12 protein-coding genes are annotated in these 26,805 nt (G+C 69.7%); 5 read left to right on the forward strand and 7 right to left on the reverse strand.

Annotated elements, in window-relative coordinates; all coding sequences use genetic code 11:
* Window positions 1–4 precede the first annotated feature (4 nt).
* Entirely contained in the window at window positions 5–1,294 is a 1,290-nt protein-coding gene (locus ACOQPQ_RS07195) for a HipA domain-containing protein (RefSeq protein ID WP_420638761.1), read from the reverse strand.
* Between the two features lie 9 nt (window positions 1,295–1,303).
* A complete protein-coding gene (locus ACOQPQ_RS07200) occupies window positions 1,304–1,540 on the reverse strand; it encodes a helix-turn-helix transcriptional regulator (RefSeq protein ID WP_420638762.1) in 237 nt (78 codons plus the stop codon).
* 299 nt (window positions 1,541–1,839) lie between these two features.
* On the opposite strand from ACOQPQ_RS07200, the gene ACOQPQ_RS07205 reads away from it, so the two are divergent.
* Window positions 1,840–2,268, forward strand: coding sequence for a hypothetical protein (locus ACOQPQ_RS07205; protein ID WP_420638763.1), 429 nt, complete (start codon window positions 1,840–1,842; stop codon window positions 2,266–2,268).
* Window positions 2,265–2,693: an XRE family transcriptional regulator gene (locus tag ACOQPQ_RS07210; RefSeq protein ID WP_420638764.1), complete on the forward strand. Its 429-nt coding sequence runs from the start codon at window positions 2,265–2,267 to the stop codon at window positions 2,691–2,693. Before ACOQPQ_RS07205 ends, ACOQPQ_RS07210 begins: the two co-directional genes overlap by 4 nt.
* A 149-nt stretch (window positions 2,694–2,842) precedes the next feature.
* Here the strand turns inward: ACOQPQ_RS07210 and ACOQPQ_RS07215 are convergent, their stop codons facing one another.
* Window positions 2,843–3,604: an SDR family NAD(P)-dependent oxidoreductase gene (locus tag ACOQPQ_RS07215; RefSeq protein WP_420638765.1), complete on the reverse strand. Its 762-nt coding sequence runs from the start codon at window positions 3,602–3,604 to the stop codon at window positions 2,843–2,845.
* Between the two features lie 91 nt (window positions 3,605–3,695).
* A complete protein-coding gene (locus ACOQPQ_RS07220) occupies window positions 3,696–6,269 on the reverse strand; it encodes a CaiB/BaiF CoA transferase family protein (protein WP_420638766.1) in 2,574 nt (857 codons plus the stop codon).
* A gap of 74 nt (window positions 6,270–6,343) precedes the next feature.
* Between ACOQPQ_RS07220 and ACOQPQ_RS07225 the strand changes: the two genes are divergently transcribed.
* Window positions 6,344–7,648, forward strand: a complete 1,305-nt coding sequence (locus tag ACOQPQ_RS07225; protein ID WP_420638767.1) for a cytochrome P450 — start codon at window positions 6,344–6,346, stop codon at window positions 7,646–7,648.
* Window positions 7,645–8,955, forward strand: coding sequence for a cytochrome P450 (locus ACOQPQ_RS07230; protein ID WP_420638768.1), 1,311 nt, complete (start codon window positions 7,645–7,647; stop codon window positions 8,953–8,955). Before ACOQPQ_RS07225 ends, ACOQPQ_RS07230 begins: the two co-directional genes overlap by 4 nt.
* Before the next feature lie 40 nt (window positions 8,956–8,995).
* Here ACOQPQ_RS07230 and ACOQPQ_RS07235 read toward each other — a convergent pair whose 3' ends face one another.
* Complete coding sequence (locus ACOQPQ_RS07235) at window positions 8,996–9,709, reverse strand: PaaI family thioesterase (protein ID WP_420638769.1); 714 nt, start codon at window positions 9,707–9,709, stop codon at window positions 8,996–8,998.
* Window positions 9,710–9,799: 90 nt separating this feature from the next.
* Between ACOQPQ_RS07235 and ACOQPQ_RS07240 the strand changes: the two genes are divergently transcribed.
* Window positions 9,800–10,663, forward strand: coding sequence for a MaoC/PaaZ C-terminal domain-containing protein (locus tag ACOQPQ_RS07240; RefSeq protein ID WP_420638770.1), 864 nt, complete (start codon window positions 9,800–9,802; stop codon window positions 10,661–10,663).
* A 53-nt stretch (window positions 10,664–10,716) separates the two neighbouring features.
* Here ACOQPQ_RS07240 and ACOQPQ_RS07245 read toward each other — a convergent pair whose 3' ends face one another.
* Window positions 10,717–11,553 (reverse strand): NAD(P)-dependent oxidoreductase, encoded by an 837-nt coding sequence (locus ACOQPQ_RS07245; protein WP_420638771.1) that lies wholly within the window; start codon window positions 11,551–11,553, stop codon window positions 10,717–10,719.
* 64 nt (window positions 11,554–11,617) lie between these two features.
* The gene (locus ACOQPQ_RS07250) at window positions 11,618–26,776 is read right to left on the reverse strand and encodes a putative Ig domain-containing protein (RefSeq protein WP_420638772.1); all 15,159 of its coding nucleotides are present in this window, start codon (window positions 26,774–26,776) and stop codon (window positions 11,618–11,620) included.
* Window positions 26,777–26,805 lie beyond the last annotated feature (29 nt).

Raw genomic sequence — 26,805 nt, forward strand, 5'->3', positions numbered from 1 at the left:
AGGGTCATCCTCCCACGAAAATCTCCCAGCAGCGGGCAGAACGACTGACACCCCAGTCCACCAACTCCCCCACCACCGGCTTCCCCCGATACTCAGCGGGCAACCCGTCGACTGCGGCGTGCATCGCCGCTTCCAAGTCTTCCGCCATCTGCACCGCCCGCTCGACCAAATCACCGGGCTCCAGGTCCATCTGTTCCGCCGCCGCTTCCCACACCGTCACGTGGGCCGCATCACCCACCGAGTAACCCCGACCGACGCTCATGGACAATGGCTGGCGATCCGTCGCCTCCTCGTCGACCAGCCACGGTAGAAACGAGCACACGTCATACAACGGTGCAAGCGCAACCCCGTCGGGTTCAAGCCTGATCGAGTAGTTCTTGGCGTGGGCGTCGGGGCCCACGATCAACCAGTTGTAGAACAACGCGTCGACAAACCGCCCCACATCCAGGTCGGCATCGGTGGCCCAATCCCACAGGTGGTCGGCGATCTGAAACGGCGAGGGTCCGCCCGTCCGCTGATACTTCAACCGGGGCCGCAAACCCAGCGCCTGACACATGTCCTCCTGATGAAGCCGCCTCACCCCCCGATCGGAACGCCGCCGGTCGTAGCGCTCCACAATGATCGCCTGATGACCGTCGAACTCGGCGATCCGGGTTCGGGCAACCGGCAACCCCAAGTGGTGGGCCGTCTCCATGGTCAGATGCTCCACCAGGGCCTGATCGGGTAATCCCCGAATCGACGGCTTGAAAATGTGAGTGGTCGGCGCATCGCCCTCTGGTTGCCACCACCGGCCCGATTCGTCTCGATGCAAGGCGAACTTGGCCTGCGCGCCCCCCAGACTGAACCGCCCGCCCACGACGCCCCGTCGATGCCATTGGGCACTGTCCCCGGCCAAGACGCGCAGGTGACCGGCAATGTCATCTTCGGTCACCGGGTGCTGCGATCCGCCCCTTGCCGTCAAGGCGTCCAACTCCTCCGGACGGCAGAACTGCACCGCACCAGCACAGTCGTGACCGATCTTGGTGCTCAGCAGGTCGAACGGCGAGTACTCATTGACGCCGAACTCGCTGGCCCAGAGGAACCGGACGCGGTCGTCGTCGGGAAGAAGCCCATCCAGCCACGCCGCGACATGCTCCCCGGAATGATGGCGGGAATCCAGGGACATGGACGTTGAGAGAGGGGTCGACTCCTGATGCTCCAAGTAGTCGAGGTCGTAGTCAAGACTGATGACACCCCGATCCCGACGCAGGATCCCGGCGGACTCACCGCCCATCAACACGAAGAGTTCATCCATCGGTGGCCCTCAAAAGTCACGGCGGCGTCGGGGTTGGATGACCATCTCGCAATCCAGGGTCCGCAGCACCTTGAACACGGTGTCCATCTGGGCCCGACGCTTCTTGCCCGCCTCGAAGTGGATCAGCCAGGTACGGGAAACACCGGCCGCCTCCGCCAATTCGGCCTGCGTGATCCCCGCATTGGCCCGAACCGCCCCCACAAGACGCCCCAACCGAGGGGCACTGGGCACCACCGTCGGCCTCATCGTCCACCCCGCCCCGACGCCGACCCCGGCCCCCAAGTGCCCATCACCCCAAAGTTCATGAACGTGAACACTACGCCCAATGTTCACGAACATCAACAACAATCCATGTGTTCACGAACGCCAACAAGCCGTCAGGGAATACCCCCAGAGGCCGTGGGGGCGGGTGCCGACGACGCCTTCCCCCCCTGACCAACCCCCAACCTTAACCCGCCCACCGATTCACTTCCCCGCCGCAGGCACGCCCGGCGCCAACCTGCGTCAATTCCCTCTGAGCAGAATATGATGTACGCTTCATATTTGTGGAGGTTCGCCAGCACCCTCTCTTTCGGACCTGGCTCGAGCAGCAAGGGCGCACTGAGGAGTCCCAAGAGGTATTCGGCGAGGTCATGGCCCTGATCAATGCACTGGAAGACCGAGGCCGCGAACTCGAGGGGGACGAGTCACACCCGGTGTACAGCACCCGCTATGACCTCCACGCCCTTCGGCGCAACCCTCCTACGCAGACCACGCCGTTTGCCGACGGGCCGCCCGTGTTACGGCTCCTCTACGGCTACGTCCGAGACCACACTGGTCAAGAAGTGGCAGTCCTGGCCTTAGGCGGCGACAAGAGCCGTCTCGGCAATGACTGGTATCCGGCCAACATTGCCCAAGCCGAGGCGAGGATCGATCAGTGGTGTCGAAATCACCCCGGTTACAAGCCCATTCGCAAGAGCGGAGGACCAAGATGAGCAACCCGAGCAGACCAGCCGTTCCCGTTGACGATGCCAAAATCGAAGACGTACCCGACAGCGCCTGGCAAGAAGACGACGGCATGGCGCAGTTCTACGACATGCTGGCCGAGTCTCCCGTAGCCATGGAGGCCTTCAACAGACTCGCTGAAGAGATCTCTGCCCGGCAAGACACCCTGGCGCAGGTCCGAAAGGCCCGCAAGCTTACTCAAGAGGTGATCGGGACGAATCTCAACATGGATCAATCAGCGGTGTCGCACCTGGAACACCGAAGTGACATCCTCTTGTCCACACTCCGCTCGTTCATCCAAGCAACAGGCGGCGACCTCCATCTCATTGTCACCTATCCGGATTCCCCTCCGGTATCACTCCAAATCGGCCCCAAGTCTCCCCCTCAGGCCGCCAGCACAGCAATCACCCAGTAGCCGCTGCAACCAAGTTGACTGTCGAAGACCGTCATGGTTGGAGGACAACCTTGACCATGCCGGAGGAGCGGTTGGCGGCGGGGGGTTAGAGGTCGTGGGGGCGGGTGCCGATGACACCTTGGGCACTGGCCACCGCCGGCCCTACCCGGTCACCAGGTGGGGTTGGTGAGGATACCGCCGTCCACCACCAGGTCGACCCCGGTGATCCACCGGGCCAGGTCGGAGCACAGAAACACGCAGGCGTCACCCACGTCGTCGGGGGTGCCCAGCCGCCCCAGCGGCACCGCCGCCAGCCACCGTTGCACCCCTTCGGGCCAGTCTTCGGCCAGACCAGGGCGGTCGATCAGACCGGGCGAAACCGAGTTCACCCGAATCCCGTGAGGCCCCCAAGCCAGAGCGGCGGCCTTGGCGTGCATGACCACACCGGCTTTGGCCGTGGCGTAATGACCGTGAACCGGGGTGGGATGGCGGGCCTCAATCGAGGCGACATGCACGATGGCCCCGCCGGACTCCTGGCCTGCCATGGCCGTGGCCGCCGCCTGCGTCAGCCGATGGACGGCGGTCAGATTGGTGTCGATCATCTCGGTCCACTGCTCATCGGCCAACTCGGTGAACGGGGCCACCGGCTGAATCCCGGCGTTGTTCACCAGAGCATCAATCCGCCCGTGACGATCCAAAGCCGCCCCCACCACCGCCGCCGGACCATCCTCGCCGGTGAGATCGGCCCGCACCTCGCTCACGCCGCCGCCGGCCTGGTCCACCGGTGAGTGACGGGTGTGGGCCACCACCGAAGCCCCCGCCGCCACCATCCGGGCCACTATGCCCGCACCGATACCACCCCCCGCCCCGGTCACCACCACCACCCGGCCCGTGAGATCCAACAGCTCCCCAGGAACCCCCCGTTCCCCCATCACACTCCGACCCTACCCTCCACCTCAGCTAAAGTTCGAGGACGACCCTGATGGGGCAGGAGGGGCGGTTGGTTGGTTGGGCGAGAGAGCTTTAGAGGCCGTTGGGGCGGGTGCCGATGACTTCGTTGGCCTCGAGGGTGGCGATGTCGGCGGGGGAGAGGCCCAGTTCGGCCAGGATCTCCCCATTGTGCTGGCCCAGTGTGGGTGACGGTGAGGTGATCCAGCGGTCCAGCGAGGCGAACCGGTAGGGCATTCCCGGCATGGGGTGGGTGCCCACCGCGGGGTGCTCGACCGTCTCGAACAGGCCCCGGTGGGCCAGTTGGGGATGCTCGTGCTGCAGCCGGGGATCCCTGGCGGGGGCGGCGGGCACCCCGGCGGCCACCAGCACGGCCACCGCCTCCCCCACATCCTGCCCGGCGGCCCAGGCGGCCAAGCCCTCGTCGATGGCGTCGTGGCCCGCCCGGCGACCGGCGTCGGTGGCGTACTCGGCCCGGTCGGCCCACCCCGGACGCCCCAGAACCCCCACCAGGGCCTCCCACTGCGCATCAGAGGCCACCGCCAACGCCAACCACTGCTCGTGGCCCCGACACGGATACAGCCCCTGCGGAGCGGCGTAGGGGCCCCGGTTGCCCGCCCGCTCCATCACGTTCCCGTAGGCCGTGTACTCCACGATCTGCTCGGCCGAGCAGTTCAACGCCGCCTCCACCATGGTGGACTCCACGAACACCCCCCGACCGGTGCGCTCCCGCACGGCCAGCCCCACGATCAGGGCGTACGCCCCGTGCATCCCGGCGATGGGGTCGCACGGCCCCCGCATGATGCGGGGCTGGTCGTCCACGTGGCCGGTCACCCAGGCCATGCCGGTGAGCTGCTCCATGGTCTGGGCGAACCCCACCCGCTCCCGCCACGGTCCGCTCAGACCGAAGGCGGGCATCCGCATGAACACCGCCCGGGGGTTCCGGGCCGAGACGGCCTCCCAGCTCAACCCCCACTTCTCCACCACCCGGGGCGAAAAGTTCTCCACCACGGCGTCGGCCCCGTCGATGAGCCGCCACAGCAAATCCCGACCGGCGTCAGTGTCCAAATCCAGGGTGAGGCCCCGCTTGTTGGCGTTGACGGCCACGAACATCGAGCCCCACTCCCACCAGTCCTCGGCGCCGAACATGAACCCCGTCATGCGCATCCCGTCGGGATGACCGGTGGACTCCACGTGGATCACGTCGGCCCCCAGCATGGCCAGCGTGCCGGTGGCCGACGGACCGGCCCACCAACTGGTCAGGTCCACCACCCGAATCCCGGCCAACGGCCGCTCGGGATCCCCCTCGGGGCCACCTCCGCCACCGGAGGACGACGCCCCGGCCGCCGCGCCGGCACCAACCCCACCACCGCCACCGGAGGACGACGCCGCGCCACCCCCCGACACCACCGGCCGCGTACGCGCCTCCACCGTGCCGGTGTGCTCGCCCAGCCGGGGAGCGGGCGTCGCCGCCCCACGCTCGCCGCCGTCGTCCATCAGATAGGGCGGGCGGGGCTGCAGAAACCCGCCCGGGTTGCGCACGAACACCCCCCGGGCCACGAACTGCTCGTTGTCCAGCACGCTGCGCCCGTCGTTCACCTCGGCCACCGGCACCCGCAACTCCGAGGCCGCCTTGATGATCTCGGCCACCGTGTGGCGCGACGTCCACGGATGCACCATGGCGTTCCACTCGTCCAGCCGACCGGCCCGCTCCCCGATCTGGCTCCACTCGGTGTCCATCAGGTCGGGCCGCTCGATCATCAACACGAACCCCTGATACTGCAGGGCGGTGTTGGTGTTGAACCCCACCCACCCGTCCAGGGCGGGCTCGATCGACGGCGCCTCCACCGACCGGGCCACCCGGTCGAACTCATGGCCGCCGCCCCGCATGGAATGGGCCAGGTCGCTGAACGTGGTGGCGGCGATGGCGATCACGTCGGCCACGGCCAGGTCGATGTGCTCACCCCGCCCGGTGCGCCCGGCCCGCAACAGAGCCGAGAGGACCGCGGGGCCCCCGTAGGCACCCGCGGTCCAATCGGCAATCCCCCCTCCGGCGTGAATCGGTGGCTGGTCGGGCCGCCCCCGGCAGGCGATGGCCCCGGTCTCCGCCTGCACGGTGTACTCGGTGGACGGTTGCGACGCCAGCGGCCCGCTCTGCCCGAACGGCGTGACCGACAGCACCACCAGATGCGGATGCCGCTCGGCCCACGCCGCCCCCACCCCCGACCCGGCGGGAAACGACTCCACCACCGCGTCGGCCCCGGCCACCAACTCCTCGATCTCGGGGTCACCGGGACGCCCCACGATCCCCCGCTTGGAGGCGTTGAGCAGACTGAACAAGGCGCTGTCGCCCTCGAACTCCGCCCGGGTGGCCGACCACCGCCGCACCGGGTCGCCACCGCCGTCGGCGTCCTCCACCTTGATCACGTCGGCCCCGGCGTCGGCCAACAGCTTGGTGACGTACGGCCCGGTCACCCCCACGGAGAAATCCACCACCCGAATGCCCGCCAGCATCGAGCCCCGCTCCAACACACCGTCCCCCGACACCACGCCCGAAGCCACGCCCGACACTCTGTCACCCATGACCGCGTCGCCCGAAGCCACGCCCGACACTCTGTCGCCCGACACCACGTCACCATTGCTCGCCACGGGGGTATTCTGCCGCATCGGCGCTTCCCGTACACTGGGAACGCCGCCAAGGAACGAAGCAAAGGAACGCCATCGTGAAGCTCACCGACGTCAACCTGCTCGACCCCGACCGCTTCGTGCGCCAAGAACACCACGAGATGTTCAAGATCCTGCGCGACCAGGCCCCGGTCATGCTCCACCAGGACCCCAAGGGACCGTCCTTTTGGAACGTGGTCAAACACGCCGACCTGGTGGACGTCAACCGCGACACCGAGCGCTACTCCTCGGAGATCGGCGGCACCTCCATCCCCGACTACGAGAGCCGCGACGACGAGGGGGCCATGGACACCCGGGGCGTGATGATGCTCACCACCGACCCCCCCAAGCACACCCGCTACCGCCGCCTGGTGAACAAGGGCTTCACCCCCCGCATGATCGGCCTGATCGAGCAGTACCTGCGCCACCGGGCCATCCTCATCGTCGACAACGTGATCGAAAAGGGCGAGGCCGACTTCGTGGTCGACATCGCCTCCGAGCTGCCCCTGCAGGCCATCGCCGAGATCATGGGCGTCCCCCAACAAGACCGCATGAAGCTCTTCGAGTGGTCCAACCGCCTCATCGGCATCGACGACCCCGAGTACTCGGGCAAGAGCGACGAGGGCACCCTGGCCGCCATGGAGCTCTACGCCTACAGCAACCAGCTCGCCAAGGACCGGGCCGCCAACCCCCGAGACGACATCGTCACCAAGCTCATCAACGCCGAGATCGACGGCGACCGGCTGAGCGAGCTGGAGTTCGACATGTTCATGCTGCTGCTCACCGTGGCGGGCAACGAGACCACCCGCAACGCCACCGCCCACGGGATGCTGGCCCTCATGGACCACCCCGAGCAGTTCGAGATCGTCAAGAACTCCCCCGACGGGGTGACCGACACCCACATCGACGAGATCCTCCGCTGGGCCACCCCGGTGCTGCACTTCCGCCGCACCGCCACCGCCGACACCGAAATACGGGGCCAACAGATCGACGAGGGCGACAAGGTGGTCATGTGGCACATCTCGGCCAACCGGGACGAGGAGGTGTTCGACGACCCCTTCACCTTCGACGTCAACCGCACCCCCAACGAGCAGATCGCCTTCGGCGGGGGCGGCGCCCACTACTGCCTGGGGGCCAACCTGGCCAAAATGGAGCTGCGGCTCATCTTCCAGGAGATCATCGAGCGCATGCCCGACATCCACCGGGTGGGCGAGCCCGAATGGCTGCGGTCCAACTTCATCGGCGGGGTCAAGCACCTGCCGGTGGCCTGGACCCCGGGCCCCAAGGTGAACCCCGGCCCGGCCCCCGAGGGCAGCCTCGCCACCGTGGTCGAGCCCAGCCTGGCCGCATCCACCCCGTCATGACCGACACGGTCACCCCGCCCGAACCGGGCACCAAACCCCCACCGGCCAACGAGCCCGACCCCCACAACATCATCCACAACCTCTTCTGGAAGCGGCCCCGCACCGAGGTGGACCACGACGTCCGCACCCTCAGCGCCCGCCCCCTCACCTACTACCCCGGCTTCGAGTTCACCGGCGACCTCGGCGCCATCAAAACCCCCGGCGCCTGGGTGGTCACCCGCCACGCCACCATCCTGGAAGTGTCCCGCACCCCGCAGGTCTACTCCTCGCTGGCCGGGGTCACCATTAACGACTTCCCCCCGGAGTTCAACGAGTACTTCAACTCCATCATCGCCATGGACGACCCCCGCCACGCCCGCCTTCGCAAGCTGGTGTCCGCCGGCTTCACCCCAAGGATGCTGGCCCGCCTGGAGGACTCGGTGGTCGACCAGGCCCGCCTCATCGTCGACGAGGTGTGCGAACGGGGCGAATGCGACTTCGTCACCGACGTGGCCGCCCGCCTGCCCCTGCGGGTGGTGTGCGACCTCATGGGCATCCCCGCCTCCGAGCACGACTTCGTGTTCGACCAGACCAACGTGATCCTCGGCGCCGCCGACCCCGAGTACGTGCCCGAGATCGGCGACCTCATCACCGCCATCCTCACCGCGGGCCAGGCCCTGGCCGGGCTCATGGACGAGGTGGCCGAGTCCAAGGTGGGCAAGGACGAGGGCGATCTCACCAGCCTGTTGGTCAACGCCGAGGTGGACGGGGAGCAGCTCACCCGGGCCGAGCTGGCCAGCTTCTTCATCCTGTTGGTGATCGCGGGCAACGAGACCACCCGCAACGCCATCAGTTGGGGCCTGCTGTACCTGACCGACAACCCCGAGCAGCGCGCCCTGTGGACCGACGACTTCGAGGGCCTGGCCCACACCGCGGTGGAGGAGATCGTACGCCTGGCCAGCCCGGTCACCTACATGCGCCGCACCGCCCTGTGCGACGCCGAGCTGGAGGGCCAGAAGATCGACGAGGGCGACATGGTGGTCATGAACTACCTGTGCGCCAACCGCGACCCCGCGGTGTTCGACAACCCCGAGACCTTCGACGTGCGCCGCCACCCCAACCCCCACGTGGGCTACGGCGGACCGGGCCCCCACTTCTGCCTCGGGGCCCACCTGGCCCGCCGGGAGATCAAGGTCATGTACCGGGAGCTGTTCAGCCGCCTGGGCGACATCCGGGCCACCGGCGAACCCGACCCGTTGTCGTCGGCGTTCATCCACGGCATCAAGCACCTGCCCGCCGCCTTCACCCCCGCCAAGCCCACCCGGTAGCCGGCCGACCCGGCCAAGCCCCCGCCAAGCCCCAGTCGAGCTAAACCCCCCGCCGCTCGGCCGCTTGCTGCGACAGCTTGCGCATGGCCTCCAGGTCCAACCGCCGGAACACCCCCTCGGCCTCGGCGGTCACGTGGCCGCCCTGGCGGGCACAGCCCTTCACCCGGGTGGTCTTCGGCCCCACCTTCTCCACCCACCCCTCGAACACCGTCTCGGTCTGCAGCAGCGTGGGGGCCACGTAGCGCACCGACAGCATCATGGTGGGACCGCTGGCCCCGGCCACCGAGCACGCGCTGGTGAACACCATGTCGAACGCCCCGGCGATGGCCGCCCCGTGGACACAGCCGGGCGGCCCCTCGTACACCGTGGAGAACACCGCCCGACCCCGCGACACCGGCGGGTCGGCCTCGGTGTCCACCACCATCTCCACCGGCAGCGCGGCGGGGTTGCAGATGCCGGTGACCAGATCGAACGGCGCCCGCTTGTGGGTCACCGGCGGGCCGTCGAACTGGGGGTCCACGGTCCCGAACCGGGGCAAGGGCTCCGCGGGTACCAGACCCTCCAACCGGTCGGCCAGCCCCTGCACCTCGGCGGCCAACGCCGCGGTCTCGGCCGGCGTCGCCACGTGGGCCACGGTGGCGGCCACCAGGCGCCGCACCCCGTCGGCCAGCGACCGCAGCTCCCGTTCCCGCCCCGACACCGCCGGGTGTTCGATGGCCTGGAACGGCCCGCCGGGCTGATTGATGTGCGCCACGACGGCAACGGTATGGTGCTATCAGCACCTCGGCGCAACCGAACCGCCAGGAACGCCCCCAACACCGACACCAACCCGCAAGGAGATCCCATGCCCCTCGATCCCACCGCCGTCGGCACCACCAGCGAGCCCCGCACCTCGAGCTGGCACTCCAAGGACGCCCTGCTCTACGCCCTGGGCGTGGGCGCGGGCACCACCGACCCCACCGGGTTCGAGCTGGAGTTCACCACCGAGAACACCAACGGCGTCACCCAGAAGGCCCTGCCCACCATGTGCGTGGTGCTGGGCGGCGGCCTGGCCGGCCCCGACAGCCCCCTGGCCAAGATCGGCACCTACAACCCGGCCCTGTTGGTCCACGGCGAGCAGGGCTTCACCCTCCACAAGCCGCTCCCGGTGGCCGCCACCGTCAGCTCGGTCAGCCGGGTGGCGGGCATCTACGACAAGGGCAAGGCCGCCCTGGTGGTGCTGGAGACCGAGGCCACCGACACCGCCGACGACCAACCCCTGTTCACCACCTCCAGCTCCCTGTTCATCCGGGGCGAAGGGGGCTGGGGCGGCGACCGGGGACCGGCCGGCCCCGAGAAGGTGCCCGAGCGGGCCGCCGACCACGTGGTCACCTACCACACCCGCCCCGACCAGGCCCTGCTCTACCGGCTCAACGGCGACCGCAACCCCCTCCACTCCGACCCTTCGTTCGCCGCGGCCGGTGGGTTCGACACCCCCATCCTCCACGGCCTGTGTACCTACGGGTTCACCGGACGGGCCCTGCTCCACACCCTGTGCGACAGCGACCCCACCCGCTTCGGGGCCATGCACGGGCGGTTCTCCTCGCCGGTGCTGCCCGGCGAGACCCTCGACGTCCACATCTGGGAGCAGGCCGACGGCCCCGCCCGCTTCCAGACCCGGGTGGGCGACCGGGTGGTGCTCGACGCCGGCACGGTGACGGTGAGCTGACCGGGGCGGACAGGGGCGTTGCCCCCAGGGGGCGCCCCCACTACACCTCCGGCTCACTCCCCGAAGGCGGCGTCCATGTGCTGGTCCACCAGCGCGGTGATGGGCAGGTCCACCCCCAACTCCTCGGCCAACGCCAGCGCCCCCTGCAAGTCCTTGTGGGCGATGGCGGTGTAGCTGCCGCCCATCGGCGGGGGCGGGTGGACGATGGGACGGGTGAACGTCCCCACGTGGGGGCCGATGGTGCGGTCGGAATGGTTCACGATCTCGGCAAACGCCCCCAGGTCCACCCCGGCGGCGGCGGCCAGGGCGATGGCCTCCTGGGCGACCGCCAGCTCGGCGTAAGTGATGAGGTTGCGGGCCACCTTGGCCCGCTGGGCCGCCCCCAACGGCCCCACGTGGATCACCAGGGAGCCGTAACGGGCCAAATGCGGGCGCGCCCGCTCCACGTCACCGGGGTCACCCCCGCACAGCACCACCAGATCCCGGCTCCTGGCCCCCTGGATGCCCCCGGTCACCGGGGCGTCGATCACCCGCACCCCGGCCCCGGCCGCCTCGTCGGCCAGCCCCACCACCGTGGCCGGTCGCACCGTGGCGTGAACGGCCACCAGCGCCCCCGACTCGGCCGCCCCGGCGATCACCCCGTCGTCACCGCCGCCCACCAGGCGCACCTGGGCGTCGTCCACCACCACCACGGCCACCAGATCCACCTGCCGGGCCACCTCGCCCGGCGACCCCGCAACAACCCCGCCCAACGCCGCAAACCGCTCCCGAGCCTCCTCGGAGACGTCGCAACCGACCACCGTCACCTCGTCGCCCCAGGGGCCGCCCAGCACCCCGGCGGCGATGGAACCCCCCATCTCGCCCAGCCCGATGATCCCCAGTCGTGTCATGGTGGCCCCCTGCCCCGCTCCCCGGAACTCCCGGCGCAGCCCAACCCGGCCCGCGCCCCCGAACTCAGAAGAGGGGTTGGATGGTGATGTTGAAGTAGAGGGTGTGGGAGTCGCCCGCGGTGGTGTTGGAGTCCTCGTCCACCACGGTGTAGGCGTGGGTGGTGGCCTGCTGGATCACCTCCGGGCGTCCCGACACGATGCGGGTGAGGGGGTCGAACGTCAGCCCGGCGGGGAGCGGCCGGTTGTGGGGGCCCACCAGCGTGTAGGTCAGCCCGTAGTTCCCGCCGGTGGCCCCCGGAAGCTGCAACGAGATGGGGTACATGCCCACCGTCCAGCTCTGCGACAGCACCGAGGGCTGATCGAACCGGGGAGCGCTGTCGCGCTCCACCGCCAGCTCGAACACCAAGCGGTCGGTCTCCTCCCAGCGGGTGATCACCGACCTGCGGGTCATGGCCACCAGCTCGTACTGCGTCGACGGCACCGCCACCCGGGGAATGCCCACGATGGACACCGAGGCCGTACCGGTGGTGGCGTCGTACGCCGTGGTCAACGCCAGCCCCCGCGGCAGCTCGGGTACCACCCGCACCCGCATGGCGAACGCCCCCCGGGCCCCGCCGGCCACCACCGGGCCGACCATCGCCGATTCACCCACCACCAACCGGGCCCGGGCAATCTCCGCACCCGGCGAGAACTCCAATCGCCCGGCCAACGGCCCACCCGACGGGGCGGACCCACCGCCGCCGCCTCCGCCACCGCCGCCACCACCGGAGGTCGACGTGACCGTCACCGCGAACGAGGTGGAGGCGCTGCCGCCGTTGCCGTCCGACGCCGTCACCGTCACCGTGGCCGACCCGGCCGACACCCCCCGCACGGTCACCACGACACCCGACCGGGTCGCCGCCACCACCGACGGCGCCGACGACACCACTGAATACGTCAGCGTGTCCCCGTCGGCGTCGCTGAACACGCCCGTCAGCGACCGGGTGAACGTGCCCCCGACCTCCACCGAGCCCCCGGAGATCCCGCTGGCCACCGTGGGCGGGCGGTTCACGCCGGTACCGGCCGTCACCGTCACCGTGAAGCTGTCGGTCACCGAACCGCCCTTGCCGTCGGAGGCGGTCACCATCACCGAGGCCGACCCGGCGGACACCCCGGTCACCGTCACCACCGCGCCCGACCGGGTCACCGAGGCCACCGACGGCGCCGACGACACCACCCCGTAGCTCAGCGTGTCCCCGTCGGCGTCGCTGAACACCCCCGCCAACGACCGCGTCACCGAGCCCCCGACCTCCACCGACCCGTCGGCGATGCCGTTGGCCACCACCGGCGGTCGATTGGTCGGCGAAGCCCCCGTCACCGTCACCACGAAGGTGGTCGGCGTGCTGTTGACCCCGTCGCTGGCCGTCACCGTGATGGTGGCCGTCCCCACCGTCACCCCGCGCACGGTGATGTCGGTGCCGCTCAGAGAAGCCGTGGCCACCGACGGCGCCGACGACGACACCGAGTAGGTGAGGGTGTCCCCGTCGGGATCGACGAACGTGCCCACCAGCGAGCGGAACAGCGTACCGGTGGTGGTCACCGTCCCCGCCGCCGGGGCGGCCACCACGGTGGGCGGGTTGTTCGAGGAGGTGATGGTCACGGTGAACACCGTGGACACCGATCCCCCGCTCCCGTCCGAGGCGGTCACGGTGATGGCCGCGGTACCGGCGCTCAACCCGGTGACGGTGATGGTCGTTCCGGTCAGGGCCGCGGTGGCCACCGCCGTCGCCGACGACGCCACCGAATAAGTGAGGGTGTCCCCGTCGGGATCGGAGAACACCCCGGTCACCGAACGGGTGAGCGTCTCGTTGACCTTGGCCGAACCGTCGGCGAGCTGTGTGCTCACCGTGGGCGGCCGGTTGTCGGCCACGGGGGTGAGCACGGTCACCGTGAAGGCGTCGGTGCTCTCCCCGCCCTTGCCGTCGGAGGCGGTCACGCTGATGGACGAATCCCCGGCGGACACCCCGGTCACCGTCAAGAAGTTGCCCGCCTGGGCCACGGTGGCCACCTTGATGTCCGACGACTCCGTGTCGTAGGTGAGGGGGTCCCCGTCGGGATCGGAGAACACGCCCACCAACACCCGGGTGAGCGACCTCTTGGCTTCCACCACCCCACCGGAGAGCGGGTTGGCCGTGGTCGGCGGCCGATTGGCGGCCACCACGGACACCACGAACGAGGTGCTGATGGCCCCGCCCCGACGGTCGGAGGCGGTCACGGTGATCGACGTGGTGCCCACCGCCACCGCGGTCACGGTCAGGGTCGTGCCGCTCACCGACACGGTGGCCACCTGGGTGTTGGCCGAGGTGGCCGAGTAGACGAGCGAGTCGCCGTCGGGGTCGGTGAACACCCCCACCAGCGAGCGGGTGAACGTATTGCCGGGCAACACCGACCCGTCGCCCACCACCAAGAGCAATAGCGGATCCTTGTTGCGGGGCACCGAGGCGGCCACCGTCACCGTGAACGTGTCGTCCACGCTGCCCCCGTTGCCGTCGGCCGCGGTCACCGTCACCGTGGCCGTCCCCTCGCTCACCCCGGACACGCTCACGGTGGTGCCCGACAGGGTCACGGTGGCCACCGCCGTGTCCGACGACGAAACGGAGTAGGTCAAGGTGTCACCGTCGGCATCGGAGAACACGCCCACCAGCGACCGGGTCAGCGCGTCGCCGGTCTGCACCGACCCGCCGGCGATGGGATGGGCCACCACCGGCGCCCGGTTGGCCGCGGCCACCGTCACCACGAAGGAGGTGCTGATGCTGCCGCCCCGGCCGTCGTTGGCCGTCACCGTGATGGCCGTGGCCCCGGCGGCCAGCGCCGACACGGTGATGGTGGTGTCCGAGACCGCCACGGTGCCCGCCGCCGGGTTCGACGACGACGCCGTGATGGTCAGGGTGTCGCCGTCGGCGTCGGTGAACACCCCGGCGGTCGACCGGGTGAGGGTGTTGCCCGCCGCCACCGACCCGCTGGCAATGGGGTTGGCCACCACCGGGGTCCGGTTGGCCGCGGGCAAGGCGGTCACCGTCACGGTGAACTGATCGGTGGCCTGCCCACCGCTCCCGTCCGAAGCGGTGATGGACACGGTGGTGGTGCCCGCCGCCAACGCGCTCACCGTGACCACCGAGCCCAGCCGGGTCACCGTGGCCACCGAGGTGGACGAGGAGGTCTGGGTGTAGGTGAGGGTGTCGCCGTCGGGATCGGAGAACACCCCCGCCAGCGACCGGGTGAAGGTGCCACCCGCCTCGATGGAACTGTCGGCGATGGGCGCGACCACCACGGGGGCCCGATTGGCGGCGGTCACCTCCACGTTGAAGGTGTCCATCACCGAGCCCCCCCGACCGTCGGAAGCGGTCACCGTGACGGTGGCCGAACCGATGGCCGCCGCGGTGATGGTGAGTGACGCCCCGTCCAGCGCCACCGTGGCCACCGAGGTCTTCCCCGACGACGCTGCGTACGTGAGCGTGTCGCCGTCGGCATCGGAGAACACCGTCGTCAACGACGCGGTGGTGGAGCCACCCACCGCCAGCAATTGATCGGGGACGCCCGCCACCACGGTGGGGGCCCGGTTGGCCGCCTCCACCACCACCGTGAACGACGTGCTCACCGAAGCGTCGGCGGTGTCTTTGGCGGTCACCGTGATGGTGGCGGTACCGGCGCTGACGCCCCGGACCAGGAGCGTGGTTTCCCCGGTGATCTGCGCCGTGGCCACCGTCTCGTCCGAGGTCGCCCCGGTATAGGTGAGCTCGTCGCCGTCGGGATCGGTGAACACCCCCACCAGCGACCGGGTCAGGGTACCCCCCACCGCGGTGGTCCCGCCGGCGATGGACGTGGCCACCAGGGGTGGCTGGTTCCTCGGCGCGGTCGACGCCACCGTCACGGTGAACACGTCGTCCACCGTGCCGCCCTGGCCGTCGGCGGCCGTCACCGTGACCGTGGCCGAACCCACGGCCACCCCGGTCACCTGCAGGGTGTCACCGTCGCGGGCCACGGTGACCACCGTGGTGTCCGAGGACGCCTGGGTGTAGGTGAGGGTGTCGCCGTCGGGATCGGTGAACACGTTGCCCAGGGGCCGATCAATGGTGCCGCCCACCCCCACGCTGCTGTCGGCGATGGGGTTGGCCACCGTGGGGGCCCGGTTGGCGGCCACCACCGTGACCGTGAAGGTGTCCGACGTGGCGTTTCCGTTCCCGTCGGCGGCGGTCACCGAGATCGTCGCCGTGCCGACGGCCGCGCCGGTCACGGTGACGGTGGTCTCGCTCAGGGTGGCGGTGGCCACCGAGGTGCTCCCCGACGACACCGTGTAGGTGAGGGTGTCCCCGTCGGGATCGGCGAACACACTGGCCACGCTGCGGGTCAGGCTGCTGCCCACCACCACCGAGCCGTCGGCGATGGGATTGCCCACCACCGGGGGCTGATTGGGTGCGGCCACGGTCACCGTGAACGACGTGGTGGCCTGCCCACCCCGACCGTCGGTGGCCACCACCGTGACGGTGGCGCTGCCGAAACGGACCCCGGTGACGGTGATGGTGGCCCCGGCCCGTTCGGCGGTGGCCACCGTGGCGTCCGAGGACGACACCGCGTAGGCAAGGGTGTCGTTGTCGGGATCGGAGAAAATGCCCACCAGGGACCGGGTGGTGGAGTTGCCCACGTTGATGGCGACGTCGGCGATGGTCCGGTCGGCGGTGGGGAACCGATTGGCGGTGGTCACCGTCACCGTGAAGGTGGACGATGCCGACTCCTTCGACGGGTCGGTGGCGGTGATGGTGATGGTGGCCGTGCCCGGTCGACCCCCGGTCACCGTGACCCTGGTGCCGGTCCGGGAGACGGTGGCGACTCCGGTGTTCGAGGAACTCACCGCATAGGTGAGGGTGTCGTTGTCGGGATCGGTGAAGACCTCCCCGATGAGCCGGGTTATGGTACCGCCCGACTCCACCGTGCCGTTGGCCAACGGGCTGGCCACCAGCGGGGCCCGATTGGTGGCCGGAAGGGCCTCCACCGTCACCCCGAAGCTGGTGGACACGTTGGCCCCGTCGGGGTCGGTGGCGGTCACGGTCACGGTGGCGGTGCCCACCGTGCTCCCGGTGATGCTCAGCTCGGTCCCGGTGATCGACACCGTGGCCACGTCGATGGAGGGGCCGATGGTGGCCAGGTAGGTGAGCGTGTCCCCGTCGGCGTCGGCGAACACCGCCGCATCCTGCTCCTCCAGGTCGACGGTCACGGAGCCCCCCACAGCCATGGTCTGGGCCGCCGGGGTGTTGGCCACCGTGGGGGCCCGGTTGGGCTGGGTCGGATCGCCCGCGGCCACCGTCACGTTGAAGAAGATGGTCGCCTCGGCGTTGGCCGCGTCCTCCACCCGATAGCGGACCTGGGCGGCCTCCTGGGCCGAGGTCGGGGTGCCCGAGAGCGTGCGGGTGGCGGCGTTGAGGGTCACCCCCGTCGGGGCCGGCGTGGTCGTCACCGAACCGTAGGAGTAGGTGTAGGGCGGGGTGCCGCCGTGGGCCTCGGGCAGCACCAGCGGGGTGATGGCCTGCCCGGCAACCCACGACTGATGCGGGATGGTCGCCCGGAAGTGCAAAGCGGCCGCCGAGGTGTTGGTGGCCACGAAATCGTGCGTGGCGGTGGCTCCGTCGGCGTCGGTGGCCGTAACCGTGATGGTGGTCGCCCGATCGCTGACCCCCACCAGGGTGAGCACCCCGGCGTCGCTGACCGCCGCCGTCACCTCGTCGCTGTCGGCAGAGGTGGCCGAGTAGGTGATGGCGTCACCGTCGGGATCGGTGAACGAGCCCACCAGGTCGATGGTGCGCCCCGGCGCGGGCCACACGTCCACATCGGGCAACTCGGCGCTGCGCACCGGCGGAGAGTTCGGCACCGTTGCCTTGAATTCCGCCGTTGGCCCCGCCGCGCCCCGGTCATCCACCGGGGTGACCGTGACGTTGGCCGTGCCCTTGCGGTGAGCGGTGACGGTCACCTCCACGTCGGTCCCGTCCATCGACCACGTGGCGGTGGCCACCGAGGCGTCACTGGACGCGACCGTGTAGGTGACGGAGTCCCCGTCGGGATCGGTGGCCTGGGCGAGCAACCGCTCCTCCATCGTCCCCCGCGGCACTTCAAGGTCCGAGAGGTCGACACCGGAGGGGAATGCGGGCGCCCGGTTGGGACGCTCGGTGATGGTGACGGTGAAGGCGTCGGCCGCGGTGGCCCCATCGGGGTCGGTGGCCGTCACCGTGATGGTGACCGTCCCGGCGGCCTTGGCCGTCACGTCCACCGCGCCGGCCACGGTGTCGATGGCCACGGTGGCCCGGGCGGCGTCGCTGGTGGTGGCCGAAAAGGTGAGGGTGTCGCCGTCGGGGTCGGTGAACACGTCCCCGGCGGCGGGCTTCAACAGCACCTTCTTGGTGAGCGAGGAGCTGTCCTTCCACACCGCCAAGATGGTCTGGTCGGGGATGGGCCGGGCCACCCGGGGCGACTGGTTGCCCGGCGTGGGGCTCTCGGTCACGGTCACGGCGAACTCGTCGGTGGCCGTGCCCTGCCGGCCGTCGGAGGCGGTGACCGTGATGGTGGTCACCCCGGCCGCCACCCCCCGCACCGAGAGGGTCGAACCGTTCACGGTCACGGTGGCCACCCGGTCGGCGCTGCTGGTGGCCGAGTAGGTGAGCGGGTGGCCGTCGGGGTCGGTGAACACCTCGGCGCCGCTGGTGGCCAGGGCCACCGTGAGGAATCGGTCCACCTCGGTGGTGGCGTCGGCCAACGGACGGGCAACCTGCGGGGCCCGGTTGGGGACGGTGACGGTGACGTCGTCGTTCACGGTGTTGCCGCCCAGGTCGGTGGCGGTGACCGTGACCGTGGCCGTCCCCGCGGCGGTGGCGGTGAGCGTGACGCCGGCCCCGTCCACGGCGGCGGTCACCACCCCGGTGGGGGCCACCGCCACGGTGTAGGCGAGGTCGTCCCCGGTGTCGGCGTCGGCGAACACCGCCGCTCCCTCGGCTTCCAACGCCACCGTCCGGGTGCTGCCGGTGGCCAGGGTCACATCGGCGATAGCGTTGGCCACCGAGGGGGCCTTGTTCTCCACCACCTCGATGGCGAACGTGAGCGCGGCCTCGTCGAAGTCACCGGTGAACACGTCAGTGTCGGCCACCGTGTAGGTGTAGGTGGCCGACGCGGTCACCGCCGAGGGCGTGCCGCTCAGCGTGCGGGTGGCCGCGTTGAAGGCCAACCCGGCGGGCAGCGGCCGGCGCCCCTTGGTCGGGTCGGTGGCTTCCACCAACGGCCCCACCAGCGCGTAGGTCAAGGCCCCGTCGCCGTCGGACGCCGCCGGCAGCACCACGCTGAAGGGAACGGCCCGGATGGCCATTTGGTTGTCCACCGTGGCCGTCCCGAACGAGGGCACCTTGTTGGCCTCACCGGTCACCGTGAGGTTGAACGCCAGCGTGTCGGTGGTCTCGTAGGCTTCGGTGGCCTCGTCCGACGGCCAGGTCTGGGCGTTGAGCCGATAGGCCGTCGCGGCCATCGGCGAACGGGGCCGACCGCGGATCACCGCGGTGGCCGTGCCCGCCACCAGGTCGATGTTCTCCGTCGACAGGGTCACCCCGGCGGGCAACGCCGGGCTGGTGGTGAACCGCAGACCCTTGGCCCCGGCCGCCCCCGACGCGTTCACCCGCACCGACACCAGGTCGCCCACCGCCACCGACAGATCGTCGATCGACGCGCCCCGGGCGAACACCAGTGCCGTCGGCTCGGCGGCGTCCTCGGTCACCGTGATGGTGAACGTCAGACTCGATTCGTCGGTCGCCCCGGTGTTCCCGTCGGAATCGGCCACCGTGTAGGTGTAGGTCGTCTCCGGCGACACCGCCGTGGGCGTCCCCGACAACGTCCTGGTGGCCGGGTTGAACACCAACCCCGCGGGCAACCGCTGGCCCCCTGGCCCCTCCAGGGAATACACCCGAGTACCGTTGCCCGTGTCGCGAACGGCCGCAGGCAACACCAGCCTCAACGCCGTACCCCTGACCAGCGTCTGGTCGGCCACCGAATCGCGGTCGTTGAACCTCGGCACACTGTTGGCCGCAAAAGCCAGGGTGAACGACAAGCGGTCGGTCTCCTTGCGGGTGGCCACGTCCGACGTGGTCTGCGTGTACGCCACCAAGTTGTAGGCACTGCCGCTACGGCCCCGCGAAATGTCCGACGCCGCGTCCAACGATACCGTGCCCGTTCCCGCCGCGAGGTTGTAACTCGTGGTCAAGGCCAACTCCGTCGGCCACGGGTCGTCGGCGCCGACTGTGTTCGGCTCCACCACGAACTCCAACGCGGCCGCCCCCGGCGCCCCCGCCGCGTTGATCGGCCCGAACGACACCCGCTCACCGGCCACCACGAAAATGTTGGGGATCGACGCCCCCTCTTCGAACCGCAACTCCACCTTGGCCGCCTCCACCGTGATGGAGAACGTCAGGCTGGCTTCGTCGCTGCTGCCGGTCAACTGGTCGGAGTCCACCGCCCGATAGGTGAACCGAGTGGTCGCCAACGCCGCCGTCGGCGTCCCCGACAGCTTTCGGGTGGCGGCGTCGAACGTCACCCCCGCGGGCAACGGCACCCGGCCCTTGGAGGGATCGTCGGCGTCCACCAACGGCCCCTCCAACGAGTACACCAGGTTCCCGTTGCCCCCCGTCGCCGCAGGCAACGTCAGTTCCACCGCCGTGTAGCCCTGCTCCCACGTCTGATCGGCCACCGTGTCCGCACCGAACGACGGCGACGAGTCGGCCACCACCTCCAACGAGAACTCCAACCGGTCGGTCTCCACCTCGGGGGAGTTCGCCGTCAACTTCGTGTAGGCCACGAAGGCGTAGTCCTGCTTCGACCAGGTCCGATTGGGATTGCCTGCCAGCCTATAGCTGTACCCCTTCCTCAAGAAGTCGCTGACCGGCCGGCCCACCAGCAGCGTTCCACCCGGGTAGCGGGGGGTGCTGTTGGGTGTGGCGAGTTGCACGAACTTGAGGCTGGTGGACGCCGCCCCCGGCCAGGCCAGGGCCTCTATGAGGCCGGTGTCCATTCTTTCGCCCACCACCACCGAGATGTCGTCCACGGAAGTCCCCGGCTCGAACTTCAACAGCGCCGACTGGGCGGTCACCACCACCTCGAACGTCACCGCCTCCGACAGCCCGCCGTGGACGTCCTTGGCCCGCACCGACACCGTGGCCGTGCCCGCGGCCACCCCCCGCACGCTCACCGTCGACCCCGACACCGACACCGTGGCCTTGGTGGCGTCCGACACCGTGGCCTCGTAGGTCAGGGCATCGTCCTCCGGGTCGGTGAACACCCCGGCCAAGCCCACCGCCTCGGTACCGCCCACCAGCACGTTCCTGTCGTCGGGGGCCTTGCCGGCCACCGCCACCGGCTTGCGATTGCCCCGTACCGTGAACACCTCCGACGCCGAGCCCCCTTTCCCGTCCCGGGCCCACACTGTCACCTGCGCCGACCCCGGACCCGCCCCCGTCACGGTCAGCGTCGACCCCGACACCGACACCGTGGCCACATCGGTGTCCGCCGCCGACTTGGAAGCCGACGCCTCGAAGGTCAGAGCGTCCCCGTCGGCGTCGGCGAACACCCCGCCCGACCCCGACAACGCCACCTCGAACGAGGAGCCCACCGTCACCACCCGGTCGGCCACCGGGGTCACCACCCGGGGGGCCTGATTCACCACCACGTCGAACATCGTGGACGCGGGCACGCTCACCCCGTCATCGGCCGTCACCGTCACCTTGGCCGTGCCCGCCTTCACCCCGGTCAACGTCAAGCCCGTGCCCGACACCACCGCCGACACCACCGAGGTGTCCGACGACACCGCCGACAACACCAAGTCGTCCCCGTCCGGATCGGAGAACACCTCCCGACCCTCCGCCGCCAACCACACCCGCTGCGGCACCCCCAACAACACCGTGTGATTCCCCATCGGCCGGCTCACCACCGGCGACTGATTGGCCACCACCGTCACCCCGAACGTCAACGAAGACACATCCCCCTCGGCCGCCCCGAACACATCCGAATCCCCCACCGTGTACACGTAATCGGTCTGGGCGGCCACCGCCACCGGCGTGCCCGACAACACCCGGGAGGCCGGGTCGAACACCAACCCGTTGCCCACCCCCGACAACGAGTACACCAACGCCCCGTCCCCGCCTGTCCCCGCGGGCAACTCCAGCGACACCGAGCCCCCCTGTCGGAACAACCGGTTGTCCACCGTCGCCGACCCGAACCCCGGCACCCGGTTGGCCGTCCCCGTCACCGTCAACCGGAACTCCAGCCAATCCGTCTCCACGAACGCCCCGTCCGCGGTGACCCGCGTTTCGGCCGACAATCGCACCACCTGATCGAACGGCACCTTCGACCGTCCCGACACGCGCACCTGCCCGTCGCCCGGTTCCACCACGTTGATCGACGAGGAGAACAACAGGTCCTCGGGCAACATGGGGGGCGTCACCCGGAACCGGTGCGTATCAGCCCCGGCCGCCCCCGACGCCGAGATCGGCCCCACCGACACCGCGTCCCCCACCTTCACCGACACATCGTCCACCGACGCATCCGCGCTGAACACCAGCGCCGGCACCGGCGCCGCCGGGGGCCCCACCGCTAGGGAGAACGCCACCACGTCCTCATCGGCCGATCCCGTCGAATTGTCGGAGTCCGCCACCGTGTACCGGAAGGTCCGCGCCGACGCCACCGTCCACGGCGTGCCCGACAGGGTGCGGGTGGCCGCATCGAAGCCCAACCCCGCGGGCAGACGCTCCCCGTCGGCCGCCGTCAACGAGTACACCAGCGTGCCATTGCCCCCCGTGGCCGCGGGCAACACCCGGGAAAACGCCGTTCCCTTCACGAGCGTCTGATCGCCCACCGTGGCGTTGCCGAACGACGGCACGCTGTCGGCCGTCACCTCCACCGTGAAGGTCAGCGTGTTGGTGTCCGTGGACTCGCCCGGCGACCCCACCTCACGGGTCACCGCGCTCAACGTGTAGGTGGCCGCGGCGGACGCCCCCGACGGCACCCCTTCCACCCGCACGCTCATGGTCCCGGCCGTCTGATCCTTCTCCACCACCCGCAGGGCCAAACCGTCGGGCAACGGAGGGGCAACCCGGATGTCGAACGACACCGCGCCCCCTGCTCCGTAGGCCTCCACCGGGCCCGCGCTCACCTGCTCGCCCACCACCGCGCTGATGTCGGGCATGGCCGCCCCCGGCTTGAACCGCAAGCGCACGTCCCGGACGGCCACCGACACCCGGAAGGTCAACGTCGCCTCGTCGCCCGAACCGGTCACCCGGTCGGAATCGGCCACCACGTAGGTCAGCGTCTGCCCGGCCGACACCGCCGTCGGCGTCCCCGACAGCGTGCGGGTGGCCGCATCGAACGCCAACCCGGCCGGCAGGGCACCCCCGTTGGGGCCCGTCAGCGAGTACACCAGCGCCCCGTTGCCCCCGGTGGCCTCCGGCAACTGCAGCGACATGGGTATCGACTGCTCCAAGGATTGATCGGCCACCGACTGGCGCCCCAGCGACGGCACGCTGTTGACCGCAATCCGTATCGTGGCCGTCAGCCGGTCGGTTTCCACCTCCCGGCTGTTCGCCGTCGCCCGGGTGTAGGCCACAAAATTCCTGGTCACGTCGGCGGCTCGGGTGGGGGTGCCCGTGACCGACACCGACACCGTGCCCGCTGCCGTGTCCGGTGTCCGGGGCGTGGACACCAGGTCCAGACCGGCGGGCAGCGACGAACCCGGCGCCACCGCCACCCGGAACGAGGACGCCCCCGCCGCTCCCGACAACACCACCGGGCCCGCCGACACCGTCTCCCCCGCCACCGCGGTGATGTCCAGCGACGCCCCCGCCGGGAACCGCAACCCCACCGGACGCTGGATCACCGACACGTCGAACGTCAGCGACGCCCGGTCGCCCGACCCGGGAACGCCGTCGGAGTCGGTCACCGTGTAGGTCAGCTCCACCGGCCCCGATACCCCTTGCGGGGTCCCCGACAGCCGACGGGTGGCCGGGTCGAACGACAGCCCCGCGGGCAGGGCGCCGCCCCCGGTCGCAGCCAGCGAGTAGGCCAGCGTGCCGTTGCCGCCCGACCCTGCGGGCAACACCAACGGGGTCACCGGCTCGTTCACCACGAACACCTGATCGGCCACCGTGGCCCCTTTGAACGTGGGCACCAAGTTCCGGTTGATCTGCACGGGAATGGACAGGGCATCGGTACGGACCAGATTGGTCGGCGTCTCCCCCGACTGCGTGCTGGCCACCAGCTTCACCGGTGGATCGCTCCACGTGTCGACGGTGGTGCCCGTCACGTACACCGATACCGTGCCCGCCGCCGTATCCTCGGTCGCCGTCGCGGTCAGCCCCCTGCGTTGCAGACTTGGGTCCAGGAAGAAGCGGTACGCCCGATCCAGGTCACCGCCGGTGGCCACGAACGGTCCCGCGTTCACCGTCTCTCCCACCACCGCCTGGATGGGTTCGGCCACCGCCCCGTCGGCAAACCGCCACGGCGAGGTCAGCGCAGTGGCCAACACCCCGAACTGGTCCGACGCGGCTCCCTTCACCGTGCCCACCACCGCCCGCAACCGGAGATAGTTCGCCGTTCCGGAGGTCTCGGTCAGCCCGGTCACCACCCCCGAGCGCGAACTCCCCGTGGTACCCGGTACCGCCGTCCAATCCGTCCCGGCCGTCTCGTCCCTGTACTCCCACCCGGTGATGCGCTCGTCGGTGGGCCCCCGCCACCGCAACCGGGCCTCTCCCGCCACCCCGGTGGGGGAACCCGACACGTCGGTCGGGGCCGCGGGCACGTACTGGGGCACGGCGGAGACGAACGCGGCCTCTCCCTTGCCCTGGCTGTTCACCGCCCGCACCTCGAACTCGTAGGTCACCCCGTTGGTCAAGTCAGCCACCGTCTGGCTCGACGCCGCGCCGCCCCCCACCACCGTGCTCCACGCCTGCCACGCGCCCGCCTGTTGGCGATACCGGTACTCGTACCCATCGATATTGCCAGTGTTGGCCGGTGGCCCCCACGACAGCCGCACCTCGTGGTCGTCGGTCTGCGCCGCCAACCCGGATGGCGCGTCGGCCAGCTTGACCACGGTCGTCACCGAAAGATCGTCGGGCGCGCCGGGCACATCGTCCACAGCGAGGGTGTTCACCCGCCGCAGCCGCTTTACCACCCCCCGCACCTGGAAGTCGTAGCTGGTGCCGTCGGTCAACCCCATCTGCTCGTACGTCAGATCGTCCTCATCGCCTGAATCACCCCCGACCCGTACCCAGGCGTTGGGCCACACGTCCGAATCGGCGTTTTCTCCATATGGTGTTGGCCGGAAGCGGTACTGGTAGAACTCGAGCAGGTTGGTGTTGGTGGGCGCGGTCCACGACAACGCCACGGAATCCACGGTCACCGCGGTGGTGGCGAGGTTCTGCGGGGGCACCGGGGTGTTCGGGACCGGATATCCCCGGACGCTGGCCGAGGAGCTGATTTGCCCGGACGTGTTCCGGGCCCGTATCTCGAACTCGTAGCTGACCTTGGAACTCAGGCCGGTCCAGTTGTACGTCCGGATGTTGCCACCCAGCCGACACCACTTACCCGGATCGTCGTCGCAGCCCGCCCACTGCTCTCCCGTGCCCCCGATCAACGCCTTGTATCGGCCCTCGACGTCGCCGATGTACCGGGTGCCCCCCAGGCTCCAGCCGAGCTCCACACTGGCTTCCCCCACCGACCGCACCTGCAGGTTGCTCACCGAGGGTCGGCTCACGTTGGGCGTCACCGATGCGCTGTTCGACCACGGGCCGGCGCCGGCGTCGTTCTTGCCCCGCACCTGGAACTCATGCTCGCGACCCGGGTTGGTGATCGGCGGATCGTCCGCCGTCCGCTCCCCCGATCCCGGGGTCCAGTCACTCGCCCGGTTGGCCACGTACGCAACCTCGAACCGCGAACCGTCGGTGTTCGTGCTCACCCGGGTATCCAGTTCGCCGGGCGAGGTCCACTCGGTCCACGTGTTGTCGGCCTTCTTCCAACGGAAGCGGTAGTCGTGAGCGGAGACCCCCTCGCTGGCGGCCAACTGAGTCCACCGCAACCCCACCACGGTTTCCCGGTTGAGTCTGGTGGCCGTCAGCGTCGGTTTCGCCGTGGGCTGCGACGGGTTGCCCGCGTCGATGTCGATCGACGCCGCCGGGCCGGTGCCCCCGACGTTGGTCGCCCGCAGCTCCACGGTGTACACCTTGCCCGCCACGTTTTGCAGATCGGAGATGACCACCGACCTCGCGTCCCCCCCGCCGCTTATTTGGGTCCACCCGGCCGGAAAGCTCTGACCCTCCAACTTGTAGCGGTATTGGTAATAGGAGACGACCGACGTGTTCGCCGGAGGCTCCCAGCCCACGGTCACCTTCTTGTCACCGGAGGTGCCGGTCAGATTGGTGGGCCGACCGGGGGCCACCTGCACCACGTCGGCGGTGGCGATCGCCCCCGCCCCTTGCTTGTTCCTGGCCCGAACCTGAAACTCGTACAGGACACCGCGGGTGAGCTCTTGCACGTTGGCGGAGGTCCTCTGGCTATTGTTCTCCCACGCCGTCCACTCGCCCCCCGACTTGGGCCGGTAGCGATACTCATAGGAATCAAAGAACCTGGAGTTGGGTTCACCGTCGGCTTCTTGACCTCGCTCCCAGGTCGCGGTGAAGTACTGGTGCCGGTCGTCGTCGCCCACGATGAACTCGATGTTCCGGGGGGCGCTGTTGAGGTTGGCTTGTGTGAACTGTGTGATCCAGGACCGGTATGTCCACTCTCTCCAGATGGATATTCGCCACGACACCCGTGCCGTGTATTCGGTTTCCTCCTGCAGAGGGACGTTGCTGTTGTCGGTTCCGCATCCCGGTGCGTGGGTGAGATTGATGTAGCCCCTGTCGAAGTCAGCTTGCTCGAAGTCATTCCAGCCATGGTCACTGCAATCGTCGCCGACCTGCTTGAACCGCCAGCGGGACTTCCACGGGACGGACGAGCCCGTCGACAGCCGGAGCCGTTCCTCGCCGTTCTGGGAGAGTCGGATGTTCACCAACTGCGCCGAGGCCGGTTCGGGCTGCACCACCACGAACAAGACGGTGCTCAACACCGCGGTGGCCGCCACCAGGGCCAACGCCACCTTCACCGGCCGCATCACCCACGAGAAGGCCGTCACCACGCCCTCGCCCTCCGTGCCATCAGCCCGGC

The organism is Candidatus Poriferisocius sp., from assembly GCF_965219775.1.
GTDB lineage: Bacteria > Actinomycetota > Acidimicrobiia > Acidimicrobiales > Bin134 > Poriferisocius.

What these genes read in the sequence shown, in the direction of transcription:
- ACOQPQ_RS07195 (WP_420638761.1), bottom strand. Translation starts at nt 1,294, where the DNA reads ATGGATGAACTCTTCGTGTTGATGGGCGGTGAGTCCGCCGGGATCCTG.
- ACOQPQ_RS07200 (WP_420638762.1), bottom strand. Translation starts at nt 1,540, where the DNA reads ATGAGGCCGACGGTGGTGCCCAGTGCCCCTCGGTTGGGGCGTCTTGTG.
- ACOQPQ_RS07210 (WP_420638764.1), top strand. Translation starts at nt 2,265, where the DNA reads ATGAGCAACCCGAGCAGACCAGCCGTTCCCGTTGACGATGCCAAAATC.
- ACOQPQ_RS07215 (WP_420638765.1), bottom strand. Translation starts at nt 3,604, where the DNA reads ATGGGGGAACGGGGGGTTCCTGGGGAGCTGTTGGATCTCACGGGCCGG.
- ACOQPQ_RS07230 (WP_420638768.1), top strand. Translation starts at nt 7,645, where the DNA reads ATGACCGACACGGTCACCCCGCCCGAACCGGGCACCAAACCCCCACCG.
- ACOQPQ_RS07240 (WP_420638770.1), top strand. Translation starts at nt 9,800, where the DNA reads ATGCCCCTCGATCCCACCGCCGTCGGCACCACCAGCGAGCCCCGCACC.
- ACOQPQ_RS07245 (WP_420638771.1), bottom strand. Translation starts at nt 11,553, where the DNA reads ATGACACGACTGGGGATCATCGGGCTGGGCGAGATGGGGGGTTCCATC.